Here is an 18,555-nt window from a genome sequence, read left to right as displayed (position 1 = left end):
CGGTCACCAAGTGACCGGGCAGCGACATGAGTTGACGGGCGATCAGATCGTCCGGAAGGCGAGCACCACATTGTGGCCGCCGAAGCCGAAGGAGTTGTTGACCGCCGCGATGGTGCCCTCCGGCAGCTTGCGCGGCTCGCCGCGGACGATGTCCGCGTCGATCTCGTCGTCCAGCTCATCGACGTTGATGGTCGGCGGGGCCGTCCGGTGGTGCAGGGCCAGCACCGTGGCGACCGTCTCGATGCCGCCGGCGCCGCCCAGCAGATGGCCGGTCATCGACTTGGTGGCGGAGATGGCCACATGGTCCAGGTCCTCGCCGAGGACCTTGCGCAGCGCCTTGACCTCGGCCAGGTCACCCTGCGGGGTGGAGGTGGCGTGCGCGTTGAGGTGCACGATCTCGGCCGCCTTGAGGTCGCTGCACTCCAGCAGGTTCTGCATGGCGGCGGCGATGCCGCGGCCGGTGGGTTCCGGCTGGGCGATGTGGTGGCTGTCCGCGGACAGGCCCTGGCCCAGCACCTCGCAGTAGACCCGGGCGCCGCGCCGGGCGGCGTGCTCCGCCGACTCCAGCACGACCACACCGGCGCCCTCGCCGAGGACGAAGCCGTCGCGCTTCTTGTCGTAGGGGCGGGAGGCCTTCTCGGGCTCCTCGTTGTTCTTGGACATCGCCATCATATTGGCGAAGGCCGCCACCGGCAGCGGGTGAATGGCCGCCTCGGTGCCGCCCGCGACCACCACATCGGCGCGGCCGGTGCGGATCATCTCCACCGCGTAGCCGATGGCCTCGGCGCCGGAGGCGCAGGCGCTGACCGGGGTGTGCACGCCCGCCTGGGCGTTCACCTCCAGGCCGACGTTGGCGGAGGGGCTGTTGGGCATCAGCATCGGCACGGTGTGCGGGGAGACCCGGCGGGCGCCCTTGTCCTTGAGCACGTCGTACTGGTCCAGCAGGGTCTGCACCCCGCCGATGCCGGAGGCGATGACACTGCCCAGCCGCTCGGGAGCGACGGTGGTGTCCTCGCCGGCCTTGCCGGTGAAGCCCGCATCCGCCCAGGCCTCGCGGGCCGCGATCAGCGCGAACTGCGCCGAGCGGTCCAGCTTGCGGGCCAGCGGACGGGGCAGGACGTCTTCGGGGTCCACCGCCGCCACGGCGGCGATACGGACCGGGAGGTCGGCGAACCGCTCGCCCTCCAGGGGCTTGACGCCGGAACGCCCGGCGAGCAGCCCTTCCCAGGTGCTTGCGCTGTCGCCACCCAGCGGTGTGGTTGCGCCGATACCGGTGACGACCACGGTGCGATTGGTCGAGTTCACAGGAATTCTGTCTCCACGAGTAGAGGTGCTGGTTCCGCCACCGCAGGGTGGCGACAAACGCCGGGTCAGCTCTGGTGCTTGAGGATGTAGTCCGCGGCGTCGCCGACGGTCTTCAGGTTCTTGACGTCCTCGTCCGGGATCTTGACCTCGAAGCGCTCCTCGGCGGCGACGACGACCTCGACCATGGACAGCGAGTCCACGTCCAGGTCATCGGTGAAGGACTTGTCCAGCTGGACGTCCTCGACGGGGATACCGGCGATCTCGTTGACGATCTCGGCGAGACCCTCGACGATCTCTTCCTGGGTGAAGGCCATTGCGGCGCTCCTTCGATATTGCGGTGGAACTGGAGTAAGGAAACTGCTGGTGCGGAGAGGTCCCGGACGGTGGCCGGACGATGCCGGACCGTACGGGGATCTCGCCTAGGGGAGGGTAACGACCGTCGCGGCGTACGCGAGACCCGCCCCGAACCCGATGATGAGCGCGGTGTCACCGCTCTTGGCCGCTCCGGTGGCCAGAAGCCGCTCCATGGCCAGCGGAATGGAGGCCGCGGAGGTGTTCCCCGTGGTCTCCACGTCGCGGGCGACCACGACGCTCTCCGGCAGCTTAAGGGTCTTGACCATTGAGTCGATGATCCGCATGTTGGCCTGGTGGGGGACGAAGACATCCAGGTCCTCGGGTGCCACCCCGGCCGCGTCCAGCGCCTGCTGGGCGACCTTGGCCATCTCGAAGACGGCCCAGCGGAAGACCGCCTGACCCTCCTGGGTGATGGCCGGGAAGCGTACCTCGGTCTCCTCGCGGTAGACGTCCCAGGGCAGGGTCTGCTTGATGTGCTCGGCCTTGTCGCCCTCCGAACCCCACACGGTGGGGCCGATGCCGGGCTCCTCGGCCGGGCCGACGACCACGGCGCCCGCGCCGTCGCCGAACAGGAAGGCGGTGGAACGGTCGTCCAGGTCGGTCAGGTCCGAGAGCCGCTCCACGCCGATGACCAGGACGTACTCCGCGGAGCCATCCGTCACCAGGCCCTTGGCCAGGGTCAGGCCGTAGCCGAAGCCGGCACAGCCCGCCGAGATGTCAAAGGCGGCCGGCTTGCCCGCGCCCACCTTGTGGGCGATCTCGGTGGCCACCGCCGGGGTCTGCTTGAAGTGCGACACCGTGGAGACGACCACGGCGCCGATCTGCTCCGGCGCGATGCCGGCCGCGGCGATGGCCTTGCCCGCCGCCTCCACCGACATGGCGGCCACGGTCTCCTCCGGGCCCGCCCAGTGCCGGGTGGCGATGCCCGAGCGGGACCGGATCCACTCGTCCGAGGAATCGATCCGCTTGAGGATCTCCTCATTGGGGACCACCCGGGTCGGGCGGTAGCCGCCGACGCCCAGGATCCGGGCGTGCGGGGCGCCCTTGCCGGGCCTGATCTTCGCAGTCATGGTCTCGGGCTCCTTATTCGGCCGGGGAGACGGGGGCACCGGCGTGCTCGGCGATGAGCTCGCGGGCGGCCGCCAGGTCGTCCGGCGTCTTGAGGGCGAGCGTCTTGACACCCGGCAGGGCGCGCTTGGCGATGCCCGTAAGGGTGCCGCCCGGCGCCGCCTCGATGATCGCGGTGACCCCCAGCTCCTGGAAGGTCTCCATGCACTTGTCCCAGCGCACCGGGTTGGCTACCTGGCCGACCAGCCGCTCCACCAGCTCGGTGCCGGAGGTGACCACGGCGCCGTCGCGGTTGGAGACAAAGCGGGTGTGCGCGTCGCGCACGGTCAGCTCACCGGCCGCGGCCCGGAGGGCGGAGACCGCCGGGGCCATATGCACGGTGTGGAAGGCGCCGGCCACCTTCAGCGGCACCACCCGACGGGTGCCCTCCGGCTTGTCCTCGGCCAGCGCGGCCAGCTGCTCCAGGGTGCCCGCGGCCACGATCTGCCCGGCGCCATTGACATTGGCGGGGGTCAGCCCGAGCCGCTCCAGGTGCGGCAGGACCACCTCGGCCTCGCCGCCCAGCAGCGCGGACATCCCGGTGGGGGTGACCGCCGCGGCCTCGGCCATGGCCAGACCGCGCTTGCGGACCAGCTCCATCGCCGCCTCTTCGGTGAGCACCCCGCTCAGCGCGGCGGCGGCCAGCTCGCCGACGCTGTGGCCGGCCGTGGCGCCCACCAGGCGGGTGAAGTCCTCGGAGTCCTCGAAAAGCTGTCCGGCCGAGAGCAGCGCCGACGCCACCAGCAGCGGCTGAGCCACCGCGGTGTCACGGATCTCGTCCGCGTCGGCCTTGGTCCCGTAGTGGACCAGGTCCAGGTCGATGGCCGCCGACCAGCGGCGAAGACGGTCTTCAACGCCGGGGAGGTCGAGCCAGGGGGTCAGGAAGCCGGGCGTCTGAGCGCCCTGGCCGGGAGCGACGAGTACGAGCACCCTCACACTCTCTCTCGTGTACGGCTTGGCCCACCCGTGGGGACAGGGACCAAGAACCGTCAGGGGAATTGTCAACGTTCCACAAAAGCCTACGTCGCTCAGTCGGCCTCGGCCAGACGCCCCAGGATCAGCGCGATGCGCAGGGTGAAGGCCGACCGCACATCGGACGGAGACCATCCGGTGACGTCCGTCACACGTCGGAGCCGGTACCGCACGGTATTGGGGTGGACGAACAACATCCTGGCCGCGCCCTCCAGGCTGCTCGCCTGCTCCAGATAGACGCTCAGAGTCTCCAGCAGAGCCGATCCGGCCTCCTCCAGCGGTCTGTAGATCTCCTCCACCAGCTGTTCCTTGGCCGCCGGGTCCCCGGCCATCGCCCGCTCCGGCAGCAGATCGTCCGCCAGCACCGGACGGGGAGCGTCCGGCCAGGCCGCGCAGGCCCGCAGTCCGGCGGCCGCGGCCTGGGCGGAGCGGGTGGCGGCCAGCAGATCCGGCACCACCGGGCCGGCCACCACCGGACCGGCCGCGAACGGGCCGATCAGCGCCTTGGCCGCCTGCAGCGGCTGCTCGGAGCCGCCCGCGATCACCACCAGCCGCTTGCCCAGCACCCCGGTGAGCACCTGGAGCTTGGCGTGCCGGGAGGCGCGGCGGATGGCCTCCACGGTCAGTTCGCTGTCCCCGTCGGGGGCGGTGCCCAGCACCACACAGACATGCGCGGGGGAGTTCCAGCCCAGCGCGGCCGCCCGGGACAGCGCGCCCTCGTCCGCCTCGCCGGAGAGCACCGCGTTGACCACCAGCGACTCCAGCCGGGCGTCCCAGGCGCCGCGTGCCTCGGCGGCCTGGGCGTAGACCTGGGCGGTGGCGAAGGCGATCTCCCGGGCGTAGACCAGCAGCGCCTCGCGCAGCGCGGACTCGTCACCGGGGGCGGCCACCTCGTCAATGGCCGATTCCATCACCTCGATGGTGGTGCGGACCATCTCCACGGTCTGGCGCAGGGTGATCGCCCGGGTCAGCTCGCGCGGCGCGGTGCCGAAGACATCGGTGCTGATCGCCTGGGGCGTCTCCGGGTGCCGGAACCACTCGGTGAAGGCGGCGATACCGGCCTGGGCGACCAGGCCGATCCAGGACCGGTTCTCCGGAGGCATCGCCCGGTACCACGGCAGCTGGGCGTCCATCCGGGCGATGGCGGCGGCGGCCAGGGTCCCGGAGGACTTCTCCAGGTTGCGCAGGGTGGCGCTGTGCGGATGCGGGGTGTGAGCGGCGGGTTCAGGCACGGGACAAGCCTGCCCTATCCGGGTGCGGTGCGGGGTCGGCGGGCTACGGTAGCCCAGTGGTGATCTACGTGCAGCGCGCCGGGCAGCGCTACCGGGGCGGGGATCCGGCGGCCGGGATCGAGACCTGGCACGCCTTCTCCTTCTCCGGGTTCTACGACCCCGACAATGTGCGGTTCGGGCCGCTGGCGGCGTGCAATGAGGAGCGGCTGGCGCCGGGGGCGGGGTTCGCGGAGCATCCGCACCGGGATGTGGAGATCGTCACCTGGGTCATCGAGGGCGAGCTGACCCATGAGGACTCCACGGGGCATACGGCCGTGGTGCGGGCGGGGGATGTACAGCGGCTGAGCGCGGGGTCCGGGGTTCGCCATGTGGAGCGGAACGCCGGCGCTGTGCCGTTGCGGTTTGTTCAGATGTGGGTGACGCCTTCTGAACCGGGGGGTTCGCCCGCGTACGAGGTGGTGCGCAACGTCGCCGATGACGCGCCGTACACGCTGCGGCGTGCGGAGGCCGTATTGCATGTGCGCCGTCCGGCGTGCGGGGCGCGGCTGGCGTTGCCGGGGGCGCCCTGGCTGTATGTGCACGTGGTGCGGGGGCGCTTGGCGCTGGGCGACGAGGAACTGGGCGAGGGGGACGCGGCCCGCATCCTGGATGCGATGGACATGGGGGCGGAAGCGCTGGAGGACGCGGAGTTGCTGCTTTGGGAGATGCACGCGGAGCCGCGTTATCCGTGACCCCGGCGCTGCGCGCCGGGGATTTCGCCCACCCGCCCGCCCGTTGAGCTCAGCGGGCGGGCGGGTGGGCGGGCGCGGACCGGTCGTGTATCAGGGTGACGGGTGGGCGGGTGGGGGAAACCCGGCGCGGAGCGCCGGAAAGGCCCCGGCGGTCAGCCGAGTTCGGCCAGGACCGCATCCGTCAGCAGTGGCCAGGCCTCGATCGCCCAGGGCCCGAACGCCCGGTCCGTCAGTGCCACGCAGGCGAGCCCCGCCTCCGGGTCCACCCACAAGAACGTGCCGGACTGGCCGAAGTGGCCATAGGTCCGGGGCGAGGACGAACTCCCCGTCCAGTGCGGCGACTTGGCGTCGCGCAGCTCGAAGCCCAGCCCCCAGTCGTTGGGGCGCTGATGCCCGTACCCCGGAAGCACCCCGGTCAGCCCCGGGAAGACCACCGAGGTCGCCTCGTCCAGTGTGGAGCGCGACAGCAGCCGCGGCGCCTGCAGTTCGGCGGCGAACCGGGCGAGGTCCTCGACCGTGGAGACGGCGTCCTTCGCGGGCGAGCCCGGCAGCTCGGTGGCGGTCATCCCCAGCGGCTCCAGCACCGCCTGGCGCAGATACTCGGCGAAGGGGATGTCGGTCGCCTTGGTGAGGTGGTCGCCGAGCACCTCGAACCCGGCGTTGGAGTACAGCCGCCGGGTGCCCGGCTCGGCCATCGGCCGGGGCTCGTCGAAGGCCAGCCCGGAGGCGTGGGCCAGCAGATGACGGACCGTCGAGCCGGGCGGGCCGGCCGGCTCGTCCAGCTCCACCGCGCCCTCCTCGACCGCGATCAGCACGGCATAGGCGGCCAGCGGCTTGGTGACGGACGCCAGCGGGAAACGGTGCCCGGTCGGGCCGTACGATCCCGCGTGGGTGCCGTCCGCGCGTACCACCGCCGCGGCCGCGGTCGTCACCGGCCAGTTCTCGATCATCCGCAGGCTCTGCATGGCAGCGAGCCTATCCCGGACGGGATCACCTCAGATATCCCGGACGACCCCCACGTTCCCCGGATATCCGCAGGTATCCGCTTGCTTGGAGTGCACTCCAAGTCATTAGCGTTGACGCCGTCGCCAAGGGACGCCACAGGGGGATTCGGATGAGCGTGATGGATGCCGTACCGGTCAGGACGCAGGACTGCACCCCCCTGGAGCGGGAGCGCCGGCGCCGTCCCGAGGGGCGGGAGCGCTACACCATCGGCGAAGTGGCGGACTACGCGGGCCTGTCGGCGCACACCCTGCGCTGGTACGAGCGGATCGGGCTGATGCCCCATGTGGACCGTTCGCACACCGGGCAGCGCCGCTACACCAACCGCGATCTGGACTGGCTGGACCTGGTCGGCAAGCTGCGGCTGACCGGGATGCCGGTGGCGGACATGGTCCGCTACGCCCAGCTGGTCCGCGAGGGCGACCACACGCTCGTCGAGCGTGAACGGCTGCTGCGCCGGCACCGCGAGGAGGTCCGGCAGCGGATCGCCGAACTGCAGGGAACGCTCGGGGTACTCGACTACAAGATCGACATCTATGGCGCCCGGATCAGGGCGTCCGAAGGGGCCTGATCCTCAGATGAGCAACGAGAAGATACCGACCACGCGGCTCGGCGAAAACGGCCCCGAGGTGGGCGTCCAGGGCCTGGGCTGCATGGGCATGAGCTTCGCCTACGGTCCGACCACCGACACCGACGAGGCGCGGGCGACCCTGGAGCGGGCCCTGGAGCTGGGCGTGACGCTCTACGACACCGCCGACGCCTATGGCAACGGTGACAACGAGGAGTTCATCGCGCCCTTCATCCAGGCGCACCGGGAGGAGGTGCGGGTCGCCACCAAGTTCGGGATCGTCAACGACCCCGAGGACCTCTGGAAGCGGACCATCCGCAACGACCGGCCATACCTCCGCCAGGCCGTGGAGGCCAGCCTCCGGCGGCTGGGCGTCGAGCAGATCGACCTCTACTACATGCACCGGCTCCAGCCGGGTGTCCCCATCGAGGAGACGGTGGGCGCCATGGCCGAGCTGGTGACCGAGGGCAAGGTGAAGCAGCTGGGGCTGAGCGAGGTGACCGCCGAGGAGCTGCGCCGGGCGCACGCGGTGCACCCGATCGCGGCGGTGCAGTCCGAGTGGTCGTTGTTCAGCCGGGACATCGAGTCCCAAGTGGTGCCTGCCGCACGGGAGTTGGGTGTGACCCTGGTGGCGTACTCGCCGCTCGGCCGCGGCTTTCTGACCGGTGCCTTCGTGGACGCCCAGAAGGAGCTGGGCGCGGACGACTGGCGCAGCACCCACCCCCGGTTCACCGGTGAGAACGCGGCCGCCAACGCGGCCCTGCTGGAGCCGCTCCGGGTGATCGCCGAGCGGCATGGGGTCACCCTGGCGCAGGTGGCGCTGGCCTGGGTGCAGCAGCGGGCCGAGGTGCACCGGATGTCCGTGCTGCCGATCCCGGGCACCCGCAAGCGCTCCCGGCTGGCCGAGAATGTGGGCGCCACCCGGCTGGTGCTCGGGGCCGAGGAGCTGGCGGCGCTGGAGCCGATCGCCGGGCAGGTGTCCGGCAACCGGTACGGCGACATGTCCTTCACCTCGGCGGGCCGGGAGTGAGCAGCGGCCAGGGGTAGCCGGCCGGCCGGGAGCGATCAGCGGCTCAGCCGTCGTCGCCCGGCCGTACCAGGCCCGACTCATAGGCGAAGATCACCGCCTGGGCCCGGTCGCGCAGGCCGAGCTTGGCCAGGACCCGCCCGATATGGGTCTTGACCGTCTGCTCGGCCAGCACCAGGCCGGCGGCGATCTCCTGGTTGGACAGGCCGCGGGCGATCAGCTCCAGCACCTCCGTCTCCCGGGGCGTCAGCCCGTTCAGACGCAGCGAGCGGTTACGGCGCGGCGCCGGCCGCTGCCGGGCGAAGTCGGCGATCAGCCGGCGGGTGACCGAGGGGGCCAGCAGGGCCTCGCCCGCCGCCACCACCCGCACCGCGGAGATCAGGTCGGCGGGCGGGGCGTCCTTGAGCAGGAAGCCGGAGGCACCGGCCCGCAGTGCCTCGTAGACGTAGTCGTCCACGTCGAAGGTGGTGAGCATCAGCACCTTGGGCCGGTGCGTCACCCCCTTGGGCGGGTCCAGCAGCCGCCGGGCGGCCTCCAAGCCGTCCATCTCCGGCATCCGGACGTCCATCAGCACCACATCCGGGTGGGTGCGGCGGCTCAGCTCGACGCCCTGCCGCCCGTCCGGGGCGTCACCGATGACGTCGATGTCGCTCTGGGCGGCGAGCAGGGCGGCGAAACCGGCCCTCACCATCGCCTGGTCATCGACGATGATCACCTTGATGGTCATGCGGCGGGGGAGTCCTTCTCTGTGGGAGGGGTGGATGCGCTGCCGTCGGTGCCGCTGCCGGCGCCGGCGTCTTCGCCGAGGGGGAGCCGGGCGGCGACCCGGAAACCGCCGTCCGGCAGCGGGCCGGTGTCCAGGGTGCCGCCGACCAGCCGTACCCGCTCCCGCATGCCGACCAGGCCGTGCCCGGTGCCGGAGGTCTCCAGCGGGGCGTGCGGGCGGTCGGCGGGCTGGTTGACGACCAGGATGGTCAGGCCGCTGCCGTCGGTGGTGACCGAGACCCGGGTGAGCGCCCCCGGGGCGTGCCGGACCACATTGGCCAGCGCCTCCTGGACGATGCGGTACGCGGACAGGTCCACCGCCTGCGGCAGGTCCGCGGCGAGCGCCTCGGCGGCCAGCGACAGCTCCACCGGCAGCCCGGACCGCACCGTCGCCTCCACCAGCTGCTGGATCCGGTCCAGACCCGGCTGCGGCGCCCGCTCGGCCGCCGAGGACCCCCTGCCGTCGCTGCGCAGCACGCCCAGCAGCCGGCGCATCTCGCCGAGCGACTCGCGGGCGGTGGCGGCGATGGCGCCGAACTCCTCGCTCGCCTGGGGCGGCAGCCCGGCGATGCGGTACGGGGCGCTGTCCGCCTGCACCGTGATCACCGACATATGGTGGGCGACCACATCGTGCAGCTCACGGGCGATCCGGGCGCGCTCCTCCAGCAGGGTGCGCTGGGCCCGTTCGGCCTCGCTGATGGTCTCCTGCTCGGCCAGCGCCCGCCGGGCCCGGGCCCGGTCGCGCAGGGCGACGCCCATCGCCATCAGCAGGCCGCCGAGGACCAGCACCACTGCCGAACTGCCATTGCCGGGCGGGTGCACCCCGGTCTGGAACATGACGGTCCCGGCGGTCATCAGCAGCCAGACCAGGACCAGCACGCGGGGCCGCTCCCGCAGCCCCAGCGCGAGCATCAGGATCACCAGCTCGATGGTCACCGGGGCGGACCAGGGCCAGGGATTGTCCGGCGGCAGCGACATCTGGCGCGTAAACCAGGCGCCCAGAAAGCCCGCGGCGAAGGAGATGCCCCAGGCCGGCAACGGCCTGCGCACCGCCAGCAGCAGCGGCCCCGCCTGCCCCACGGCCAGCACCAGTGCCAGCCCCGTGTCGAGCCGGTAGTCACGCACCATCAGACGGGCCGAGGAGGGCAGCAGCGCCGCGATAAGGATCAGCGCCACCACATAGGGCAGCTTCCGGACAAACGGCCGCTTGGCCGACCCGAGCAACGGATCCGGCGGCCCGGCCGTGAGCGTTCTGCGCAGTGCGTCGAGCATGATCGCCTCAGCCTATGCGGGTGGCTGCCGCCATGGCGTCATACCGGGGTATGGACTCCCGCCCACCCGGCCACCTCGGGGGGAGTGCGCTTTCGGCCCTGGGCCCCACCCAGGGGCGCGGGGAACTGCGCGACCGACCGGGGACGGCCTGCAGGAGAATCGCAGCCGCGGCACCCGGCCTCGGGTGGGGGTGCGCTTTCGGGGCCGGGCCCCGCCCAGGGGCGCGGGGAACTGCGCGACCGGCCATGGACAGCCCGCAGCCGAAAAGCCGGAACCCAACCAGGGAATCCACCCCCACCCCAAAAACCTAAAGCTCAGCCAGCAACTCCGCCTTCTTCGCCCCGAATTCGTCATCCGTCAGCAGCCCCGCCGAATGCAGCTCCCCCAAGTGCCGGATGCGTTCCGCGATCGCGCCGGGGTCAGGGCGGGCGACCGCGCCCGCCGCAGCCGGGACGGCCGCCGGCGAGGCGGCCCGTACCGCCGCCAGTACCGAGGCCGCGAAGGGCAGGGACTCATGCACCAGCCCGTACCCCATGCCGAAGACCACCGCTGCCGGATCCTGGTCCGCCTCACCGGGCCGGTGACCGTCCGCCGTACGGGGCAGCAGCCGCAGATGCCCGCCGGGGCCCTCCGGGGAGCGCCACTGCACCCCGGACAGCTCCTCCACGGCGAACCGCCGGTCCCCGCCCTTCCATTTGGCGGAGGAGGCGCCCGTCCAGGACCAGCGGTAGGAGACGACCTTGCCGTCGAAGGAGGCCTTGCCGTCATAGCCCTTGAAGGACAGCGGCGGTTCCGGCGCGGCCACCAGGTGCCGCTCGGCCGGCTCACCGGCCCGCGGCCCCAGGGCCGCGCGTATCTCCTCGGCGTAGTACGCGGCCAGCCCCTCCCGCTCGGCCGGCAGCGTCAGCCGGTAGGGGTCGCAGCCCTCGCGCAGCTGCCCGTCGGCCGCGTCCATCAGCGGGTCGGCGCCCGCTCTGGGAACGGCGCGCAGCACCACCGTCCCGCGTCTGCCCGGCAGTTGCTCCACGGCCGCCAGCGCTTCGTAGGGGATGCGCCGTTCACCGAGCGTCTGGAGCAGCTTCGGAGTGCGGATCCCCCGTTCGAAGCGGATGAGCAAGGAGTCGGTGTCGAACTCCCAGACGGTGTGGAAACCCGTCAGTACATCACCCATGCGGCTCATCGTATGCGGCGGCCGCTTCCGCGTCCCCCCTCAAGGAGCTACGCGCGTCATGCGACCGGGGAAGCGGCCGAGGACGCAGCCGGGGTGGTGTCATCGGCACACCGGCCGTCGGCGTCCGCGCAGCGCACCTCGGCGGGGCGGCCGACGCCGATGTCCGCGAAGTTGGCGAGGCTGGTGGTGCCCGGGGCGAAGTAGCCGGTGTGCCCCTGGGCGCCGGCCGAGGACAGCACCCGGGCCCCGAAGTCCGCGGAGACCGGGTCGGCGCCATGGCCGAGGCCGCCGACCTCCAGGTGGGGCACCGTGTGGATCCAGTCGCCGGGGTCGCGCATGGCCCATATCCGGGCGGTGGTGCGCAGCTCGGAGACATGCTCGGCGCGCATCCCGGGGCTGCCGGCCACCGCCACATCGCTCACCCGGTGATCCAGGTCGCGGGCGGCGACCCCGCAGACCACCGAGCCATAGCTGTGGCAGAACAGCGCCACCGAGGAGTCACCGGGCAGGCCCTTGACCAGGGTGCGCAGCCGCAGCGCGCCCTCGGCGGCCAGTCGGCCGGTGGCGGCGTCCAGCCCGACGCCCACCGGCGAGGTGTAGTCGGCCCAGGCGATGACGGCGGTACGGGTGGCGGGGGCGGCCTTGCGCTCGGCGTCGTAGAGCGACTCGGCCATGCCCACCGGGGCGGTGTACGCGCGGTTGCTCTTCTCGAAGGTCAGCAGATTGGTGTCCACGCCCGGGACCACCACCGAGACCCGCTGGGCGTGGTCGAGGTCGCCGAAGACCTCGGCCACCCGGCCGTCGCCGGTGGGGTCGAAGGCGAGGATCTGCCGGTGGTCGGCGAGCAGCGAGTCCAGGCGGTGCATCCGGCGGGTGGCCTCATAGCGGCCGGCCGGGGTGAGCCCGGAGTCCTTGCCGCGGTGCCGCTCCACGGCCCGCGCCTGGGTCAGGGCGATCCGGTTGGCCTGGTAGCGCAGCTCCGCCGGGGCGCCCGCCAGGTTGCCGACCACCAGCGGATAGCGCTGGGCCAGGCCGCTGCGCTCGGCGCCGGTCAGCGAGCCGAAGAAGCCGGCCAGCACGGAGGGGGCCGCGTACGGCGAGGGCAGCGGGTGGCCCGCCAGGCTGCCGTGCTTCCAGGCGGTCAGGGCGACGGTGTACGGGTCGCCGGCCGCCTTCTGCCCCCGGACGGCCGTCCACCCGGTGGTGGCGAGCATGACGAACACCACGGCCAGCGCGAGCAGAGTGCGCCAGACCGTGGTCCAGTTCGTCCACGGAAGGGAGGGGGAGTCGAGCTCCGAGAAGGAAGTCACCGCCGAACACCCTAGGAGAAACCTGAGCGCGTCCGCCAAATCGGTGACGCAACTCACGTTTCAAAGGGCGTGATACCGGACACGTGTACGGCACCTCTGACGAGTGCCGGCTATCGCCCCGTGCGCCAGTCGTCCGCCAACGCCGGTGCCAGCTGGTCGAGATGGCGGGTCATCAGCTCCACCAGGTCGTCCAGGCCCGCGTTCTCGTCCTCGCTCCAGACCCGGGCCGCGGCCCGCATCACTCCGCAGCAGGCGGCCACCAGCACCCGGGGCCGGGGGTCCAGGGCCGGGTCCAGGCCCTCCCGGCGGGCGAGTTCGGCGGCCAGCCGCTCCTCCAGCGCCCCCAGCCGGCGCAGCCGGGCGGCCAGCAGCTGGGGGGTGGACTCGATGACGCGCTGCATACGCAGATGCAAGGTGACCGGGACCACCTCGGCGATGGCCCGGCGGATCGGCCCCCAGGAGGCGGTGGCGCCGTTGCGTACCGCGGTCAGCGGCCCCTCCGCGGCCGGCCGGGCGAGCAGCGCGGCCAGGGCGTACTCCTCCTCCACGGCCTGCAGGGAGAGTGCCACCTCCTCCTTGTTGGCGAAGTAGCGGAAGAAGGTGCGCTGTGACACATCGGCCGCGGCCGCGATCTCATCCACGGTGGTGGCCTCGTAGCCCTTGGCCGTGAACAGCTCCAGGGCGCAGCGGATCAGGGTGTTGCGGGTCCGCTGCTTTTTGCGTTCGCGCAGCCCCGGGGGCGCGGCGGGATCCGTCGCGTTGTCGATGGCCATGGCCGGTGCCTCTTTCGCAAGTGTTCTGGCAGCTCAGAATAGTTGGGCGCAACTTGTCAGGTAATGACTCATGAATCCCTTTGTCAATTGTCAGCGGCTGCCATAATCTCGGTCCATGACGCCTGAGACCAACGTCGCGGACGCGACCACGGAACTGGCGCCCCGGAAGGGACTCCGGGGCCATCCCTGGCTCACCCTGCTCACCGTCGCCATCGGCGTGATGATGGTCGCGCTGGACGGCACCATCGTCGCCATCGCCAACCCCGCCATCCAGAAGGATCTGGGCGCCTCGCTCGCCGACGTCCAATGGATCACCAACGCCTATCTGCTGGCCCTCGCCGTCGTTCTGATCACCGCCGGGAAGCTGGGCGACCGCTTCGGCTACCGGCTGGTCTTCCTTATCGGTACCACCGGCTTCGCCGCCTCCTCGGGACTCATCGCGCTGTCCGGCAATGTGTCGGCCGTCATCGGCCTGCGGGTGCTGCAGGGCCTGTGCGGGGCGCTGCTGATGCCCTCCGCGCTGGGCCTGCTGCGCGCCACCTTTCCGGCCGAGAAGCTCAATATGGCGCTGGGCCTGTGGAGCATGGTGATCGGCGCCTCCACCGCGGGCGGCCCGATCGTCGGCGGTCTGCTGGTGGAGCATGTCAACTGGCAGTCGGTCTTCTACATCAATGTGCCGGTCGGCGCGCTGGCCGTGGTCCTCTCGCTGTTCTTCCTCGCCGACCCGCGCAGCAAGAACGCCCCGCGCTCCTTCGACCTGCTGGGCATCGCGCTGCTCTCCGGCGGGATGTTCTGCCTGATCTGGGCGCTGATCAAGGTGCCCGACTGGCACTGGGGCAGCACCCGCACCCTCGCCTTCCTGGGCGGCGCGCTGCTGTGCTTCGTGTTCTTCGTCCTCTGGCAGACCAGGGTCCGCGAACCGCTGCTGCCGCTGCGGCTGTTCCGCTCGGTGCCGCTGTCGGCCGGCACCGTGCTGATGGTGCTGATGGCCTTCGCCTTTATGGGCGGGATCTTCTATGTCACCTTCTACCTGCAGAACGTCCATGGGATGTCGCCCGTCAACGCCGGTCTGCATCTGCTGCCGCTCACCGGCATGATGATCGTCGCCTCGCCGCTGGCCGGGGCGGCCATCACCCGGTTCGGGCCGCGGATACCGCTGGTGCTGGGCATGGTCTGCACCGCCGCCGCCTGCTTCGGTATGTCCACCCTCAAGACGGACACCGGTACCCCACTGGTGTCCCTGTGGTTCGCGCTCTTCGGGCTGGGCCTGGCCCCGGTGCTGGTCGGCGCCACCGATGTGATCGTGGGCAATGCCCCGCTGGAGCACGCCGGCCTGGCGGGCGGCCTCCAGCAGGGCGCCATGCAGGTGGGCGGCTCGCTGGGGACGGCCGTGCTGGGCGCGGTGGTCGCCTCCCGGGTGAGCCATCTGCTGCCCGGCCGCTGGGCGGCGGCGGGCCTGCCGCCACAGCCGCCGGAGATCATGGACAAGGGTGCCAAGGTGACCGAACTGGGCGTCGCCCCGGTCCCGCCGCACACCCCGGCCCCGGTGGCGGCCACCATCACCGACGTGGCCCATCACACCTTTGTCTCCGCGATGAGCACCTCGTTCTTTGTCGCCGGCTGGGTGGCGGTGGGCGCCGCCCTGGTGGCCCTGCTGACCAAGCGAGGCGAGCACGCGGCCGTGGCCCCCGGCGGCCATATCTGACGAGCGCCGGCAGTCCCGGACACGACGAACGCCCGGGCCCCAAAGGGCCCGGGCGTCAAGCGTGCGCGTCAGCGCAGGCGACTACGCGTCACCACCGGCCGCACCGGGGTCGGCGGCCGCGACATCCAGCAGCTGGTACCGGTCAATGGCCTGCTTCAGCACCGACCGGTCCACCTTCCCTTCCTTCGCCAGCTCGGTCAGCACCCCGACCACGATCGACTGGGCGTCGATGTGGAAGAAGCGCCGGGCCGCACCACGGGTGTCCGCGAAGCCGAAGCCGTCCGCACCCAGCGACTGGTACGTACCGGGCACCCAGCGCGCGATCTGGTCCGGAACCGCCCGCATCCAGTCGGACACGGCCACCTTCGGGCCCTCGGCACCGGCGAGCTTCCTGGTGACATACGGAACACGCTGCTCCTCCTCGGGGTGGAGCAGGTTGTGCTCCTCCACCTCGATGGCGTCCCGGCGCAGCTCGTTCCAGGAGGTCGCCGACCAGACATCGGCCTTGACGTTCCACTCCTCGGCGAGGATCTTCTGGGCCTCGACGGCCCACGGCACGGCCACACCGGAGGCGAGGATCTGCGCCGGGATGGCACCCTGCTCGGCCGCCTTGTAGCGGTACAGACCCTTGAGGATGCCCTCGGCGTCCACATTCTCCGGCTCGGCCGGGTGCTGGATCGGCTCGTTGTAGACGGTGAGGTAGTAGAAGATGTCCTCGGGGTTCTCCCCGTACATCCGGCGCAGACCGTCCTGCACAATGTGCGCGATCTCGTAGCCGAACGCCGGGTCGTAGGCGACCACGGCCGGGTTGGTCGATGCCAGCAGGTGCGAGTGGCCGTCAGCGTGCTGAAGGCCCTCACCCGTCAGGGTGGTACGACCCGCGGTGGCACCCAGCACAAAACCGCGCGCCAGCTGGTCGGCCATCTGCCAGAACTGGTCACCGGTGCGCTGGAACCCGAACATCGAGTAGAAGACGTAGATCGGGATCATGTGCTCGCCGTGCGTGGCATAGGACGAGCCGGCCGCGATCAGCGAGGCGGTGCAGCCCGCCTCGGAGATGCCGTCGTGCAGCATCTGGCCGTTCGGCGACTCCTTGTACGCCAGCAGCAGCTCGCGGTCCACGGCCTCGTACTGCTGGCCCAGCGGGTTGTAGATCTTCGCCGAGGGGAACAGCGAGTCCATGCCGAAGGTGCGGTACTCGTCCGGGGCGATCGGCACAAAGCGCTTGCCGATCTCCTTGTCCCGCATCAGGTCCTTCAGCAGGCGGACGAAGGCCATGGTGGTGGCGATCGACTGCTGGCCGGAGCCCTTCTTGATGGGGGCGTAGACCTTGTCGCCGGGCAGGTTCAGCGGCTTGGCGCGCACCACCCGGGACGGTACATAGCCGTCCAGCGACTTGCGCCGGTCGTGCATGTACTGGATCTCTTCGGAGTCCCGGCCCGGGTGGTAGTACGGCGGCAGGCCGGACTCCAGCTCCTTGTCGGAGATCGGGATGTGCAGCCGGTCGCGGAAGCGCTTGAGGTCCTCGACGGTCAGCTTCTTCATCTGGTGGGTCGCGTTGCGGCCCTCGAAGTTGGGGCCGAGCGTCCAGCCCTTGACCGTCTGGGCCAGGATCACGGTCGGCTGGCCCTTGTGCGCCTTGGCCGCCGCGTAGGCCGCGTAGATCTTGCGGTGGTCGTGACCGCCACGGCCCAGGTGCAGGATCTGGTCGTCGGTCATGTTCTCGACCATCTTGCGCAGGCGGTGGTCGTCGCCGAAGAAGTGCTCGCGGATGTACGCACCGGTCTCGGTGGCGTACGTCTGGAACTGGCCGTCCGGCGTGCTGTTGAGCTTGTTGACCAGGACACCGTCGCGGTCCTGGGCCAGCAGCGGGTCCCAGGAGCGGTCCCAGACCAGCTTGATCACATTCCAGCCGGCGCCGCGGAACTGCGACTCCAGCTCCTGCATGATCTTGCCGTTGCCGCGGACCGGGCCGTCCAGGCGCTGCAGGTTGCAGTTGACCACAAAGGTCAGGTTGTCCAGGCCCTCACGAGCGGCCAGGGACAGCTGGCCGAGCGACTCCGGCTCGTCCATCTCGCCGTCGCCCAGGAACGCCCAGACGTGCGACTTGGAGGTGTCGGCGATGCCACGGGCCTGGAGGTAGCGGTTCATCCGGGCCTGGTAGATCGCACCGAGCGGGCCGAGGCCCATGGAGACGGTGGGGAACTCCCAGAAGTCCGGCATCAGCCGCGGGTGCGGGTAGCTGGACAGGCCGTAGGGGGCCTTGGACTTCTCCTGGCGGAAGGCGTCCAGCTGCTGCTCGCTCAGGCGGTCCAGCAGGAAGGCGCGAGCGTAGACACCGGGGGAGGCGTGGCCCTGGAAGAAGATCTGGTCGCCGCCGTCGCCCGCGTCCTTGCCGCGGAAGAAGTGGTTGAAGCCCACGTCGTACAGCGAGGCGGAGGAGGCGAAGGTGGCGATGTGGCCGCCGACGCCGATCCCCGGGCGCTGGGCGCGGGAGACCATCACGGCGGCGTTCCACCGGGTCGCGTTGAGGATCTTGCGCTCGATCTCCTCGTTGCCGGGGAAGAACGGCTCGTCCTTGGTCGCGATGGTGTTGACGTAGTCCGTGCTGCGCATCTCGGGAACGGCGACGCGCTTTTCGCGGGCCCGCTCGATCAGGCGAAGCATGAGGTAGCGGGCACGTTCCCGGCCTCGCTCATCGACGGCTGCGTCGAGCGAGTCGAGCCATTCCTGGGTCTCTTCGGGATCGAAGTCCGGGACCTGGCTGGGAAGGCCGCCAATGATGATCGGGTTGCGATCGGATCCGGAAGCCACGCTGTTCCTTCGCTGTTCGGTCGTGTCGTGCTCTGCACGCGAATGTTGCTGCGCACGCGGTCAAAACTGTCTCCGCTGATGTCGCACCGGCTCCCATCGTGGACCGCGGCGACGCAAACGTCATCTCTACTGGGCGGTAACCACCACTCGTGAGACGAAGTGCCGGAGGGTGGCCTCCTTACGGCGGCCAAATCGCAACCTTACGCCCCCTATGGGGGTCCTCTGCGTACGGCCGTTCGGCCCCGGGGGTGGTAATCCCGGGGAGTAACTTCATAAACCCGGCAAACACTGTGTCCTGAATCACTGGCCGCCCCCCTTCCGTGGTTGGAGATGCCATGAGACGTCAACGTTTGGGCGGGATCGCTGAGCGGGTACTTGCGCGATCCGTCCGGCACGTGTGGACTACGCCCCATGCCTCGCGTGCGCGAGGCCACAATCGCATTCTTT

General features: G+C 70.9%; 16 protein-coding genes. 4 read left to right on the top strand and 12 right to left on the bottom strand.

Features of this window, described 5'->3' with window-relative positions:
- Positions 1 to 42: 42 nt before the first annotated feature.
- The 5 genes from fabF to CV755_RS16565 form a co-directional block, all read right to left on the bottom strand.
- Positions 43 to 1,305, bottom strand: a complete 1,263-nt coding sequence (gene fabF, locus CV755_RS16585) for a beta-ketoacyl-ACP synthase II (protein WP_109281011.1) — start codon at positions 1,303 to 1,305, stop codon at positions 43 to 45.
- Between the two features lie 65 nt (positions 1,306 to 1,370).
- Positions 1,371 to 1,619, bottom strand: a complete 249-nt coding sequence (locus CV755_RS16580) for an acyl carrier protein (RefSeq protein WP_109281010.1) — start codon at positions 1,617 to 1,619, stop codon at positions 1,371 to 1,373.
- A gap of 105 nt (positions 1,620 to 1,724) precedes the next feature.
- Positions 1,725 to 2,729, bottom strand: a complete 1,005-nt coding sequence (locus tag CV755_RS16575; protein ID WP_109281009.1) for a ketoacyl-ACP synthase III — start codon at positions 2,727 to 2,729, stop codon at positions 1,725 to 1,727.
- Positions 2,730 to 2,742: 13 nt separating this feature from the next.
- Entirely contained in the window at positions 2,743 to 3,696 is a 954-nt protein-coding gene (locus CV755_RS16570) for an ACP S-malonyltransferase (RefSeq protein ID WP_193553416.1), read from the bottom strand.
- A 98-nt stretch (positions 3,697 to 3,794) separates the two neighbouring features.
- Complete coding sequence (locus tag CV755_RS16565; RefSeq protein ID WP_109281007.1) at positions 3,795 to 4,970, bottom strand: PucR family transcriptional regulator; 1,176 nt, start codon at positions 4,968 to 4,970, stop codon at positions 3,795 to 3,797.
- A gap of 62 nt (positions 4,971 to 5,032) precedes the next feature.
- Here CV755_RS16565 and CV755_RS16560 point away from each other — a divergent pair, with 62 nt between their 5' ends.
- A complete protein-coding gene (locus CV755_RS16560; RefSeq protein ID WP_422070579.1) occupies positions 5,033 to 5,701 on the top strand; it encodes a pirin family protein in 669 nt (222 codons plus the stop codon).
- Between the two features lie 152 nt (positions 5,702 to 5,853).
- Here the strand turns inward: CV755_RS16560 and CV755_RS16555 are convergent, their stop codons facing one another.
- Complete coding sequence (locus tag CV755_RS16555; RefSeq protein ID WP_109281006.1) at positions 5,854 to 6,666, bottom strand: serine hydrolase domain-containing protein; 813 nt, start codon at positions 6,664 to 6,666, stop codon at positions 5,854 to 5,856.
- Between the two features lie 149 nt (positions 6,667 to 6,815).
- On the opposite strand from CV755_RS16555, the gene CV755_RS16550 reads away from it, so the two are divergent.
- Positions 6,816 to 7,274 carry a MerR family transcriptional regulator gene (locus CV755_RS16550; RefSeq protein WP_109281005.1) on the top strand — a complete coding sequence of 153 codons (459 nt, stop codon included), beginning with the start codon at positions 6,816 to 6,818 and terminating at the stop codon, positions 7,272 to 7,274.
- Positions 7,275 to 7,281: 7 nt separating this feature from the next.
- A complete protein-coding gene (locus CV755_RS16545; RefSeq protein WP_109281004.1) occupies positions 7,282 to 8,301 on the top strand; it encodes an aldo/keto reductase in 1,020 nt (339 codons plus the stop codon).
- A 43-nt stretch (positions 8,302 to 8,344) separates the two neighbouring features.
- Here the strand turns inward: CV755_RS16545 and CV755_RS16540 are convergent, their stop codons facing one another.
- From CV755_RS16540 to CV755_RS16520, 5 genes are all read right to left on the bottom strand, one after another.
- Positions 8,345 to 9,025 (bottom strand): response regulator, encoded by a 681-nt coding sequence (locus CV755_RS16540; RefSeq protein WP_109281003.1) that lies wholly within the window; start codon positions 9,023 to 9,025, stop codon positions 8,345 to 8,347.
- Complete coding sequence (locus CV755_RS16535; protein ID WP_109281002.1) at positions 9,022 to 10,335, bottom strand: sensor histidine kinase; 1,314 nt, start codon at positions 10,333 to 10,335, stop codon at positions 9,022 to 9,024. The genes CV755_RS16540 and CV755_RS16535 overlap by 4 nt, the downstream gene beginning before the upstream one ends.
- 307 nt (positions 10,336 to 10,642) lie before the next feature.
- Positions 10,643 to 11,506 (bottom strand): DUF4429 domain-containing protein, encoded by an 864-nt coding sequence (locus tag CV755_RS16530; protein ID WP_109281001.1) that lies wholly within the window; start codon positions 11,504 to 11,506, stop codon positions 10,643 to 10,645.
- 56 nt (positions 11,507 to 11,562) lie between these two features.
- Complete coding sequence (locus CV755_RS16525) at positions 11,563 to 12,816, bottom strand: alpha/beta hydrolase (protein WP_241561252.1); 1,254 nt, start codon at positions 12,814 to 12,816, stop codon at positions 11,563 to 11,565.
- 110 nt (positions 12,817 to 12,926) lie between these two features.
- The gene (locus tag CV755_RS16520) at positions 12,927 to 13,589 is read right to left on the bottom strand and encodes a TetR family transcriptional regulator (RefSeq protein ID WP_109281000.1); all 663 of its coding nucleotides are present in this window, start codon (positions 13,587 to 13,589) and stop codon (positions 12,927 to 12,929) included.
- A gap of 115 nt (positions 13,590 to 13,704) precedes the next feature.
- On the opposite strand from CV755_RS16520, the gene CV755_RS16515 reads away from it, so the two are divergent.
- Positions 13,705 to 15,294, top strand: a complete 1,590-nt coding sequence (locus tag CV755_RS16515; RefSeq protein ID WP_109280999.1) for an MFS transporter — start codon at positions 13,705 to 13,707, stop codon at positions 15,292 to 15,294.
- A gap of 81 nt (positions 15,295 to 15,375) precedes the next feature.
- On the opposite strand, the gene aceE is transcribed toward CV755_RS16515, so the two are convergent.
- On the bottom strand, positions 15,376 to 18,108 hold the full coding sequence (gene aceE, locus CV755_RS16510; protein ID WP_109280998.1) for a pyruvate dehydrogenase (acetyl-transferring), homodimeric type: 2,733 nt from the start codon (positions 18,106 to 18,108) through the stop codon (positions 15,376 to 15,378).
- Positions 18,109 to 18,555 lie beyond the last annotated feature (447 nt).

Source organism: Streptomyces orinoci, from assembly GCF_003121295.1.
Classification (GTDB): domain Bacteria; phylum Actinomycetota; class Actinomycetes; order Streptomycetales; family Streptomycetaceae; genus Streptomyces; species Streptomyces orinoci.
This window is presented reverse-complemented; position numbering and strand designations above follow the sequence as displayed.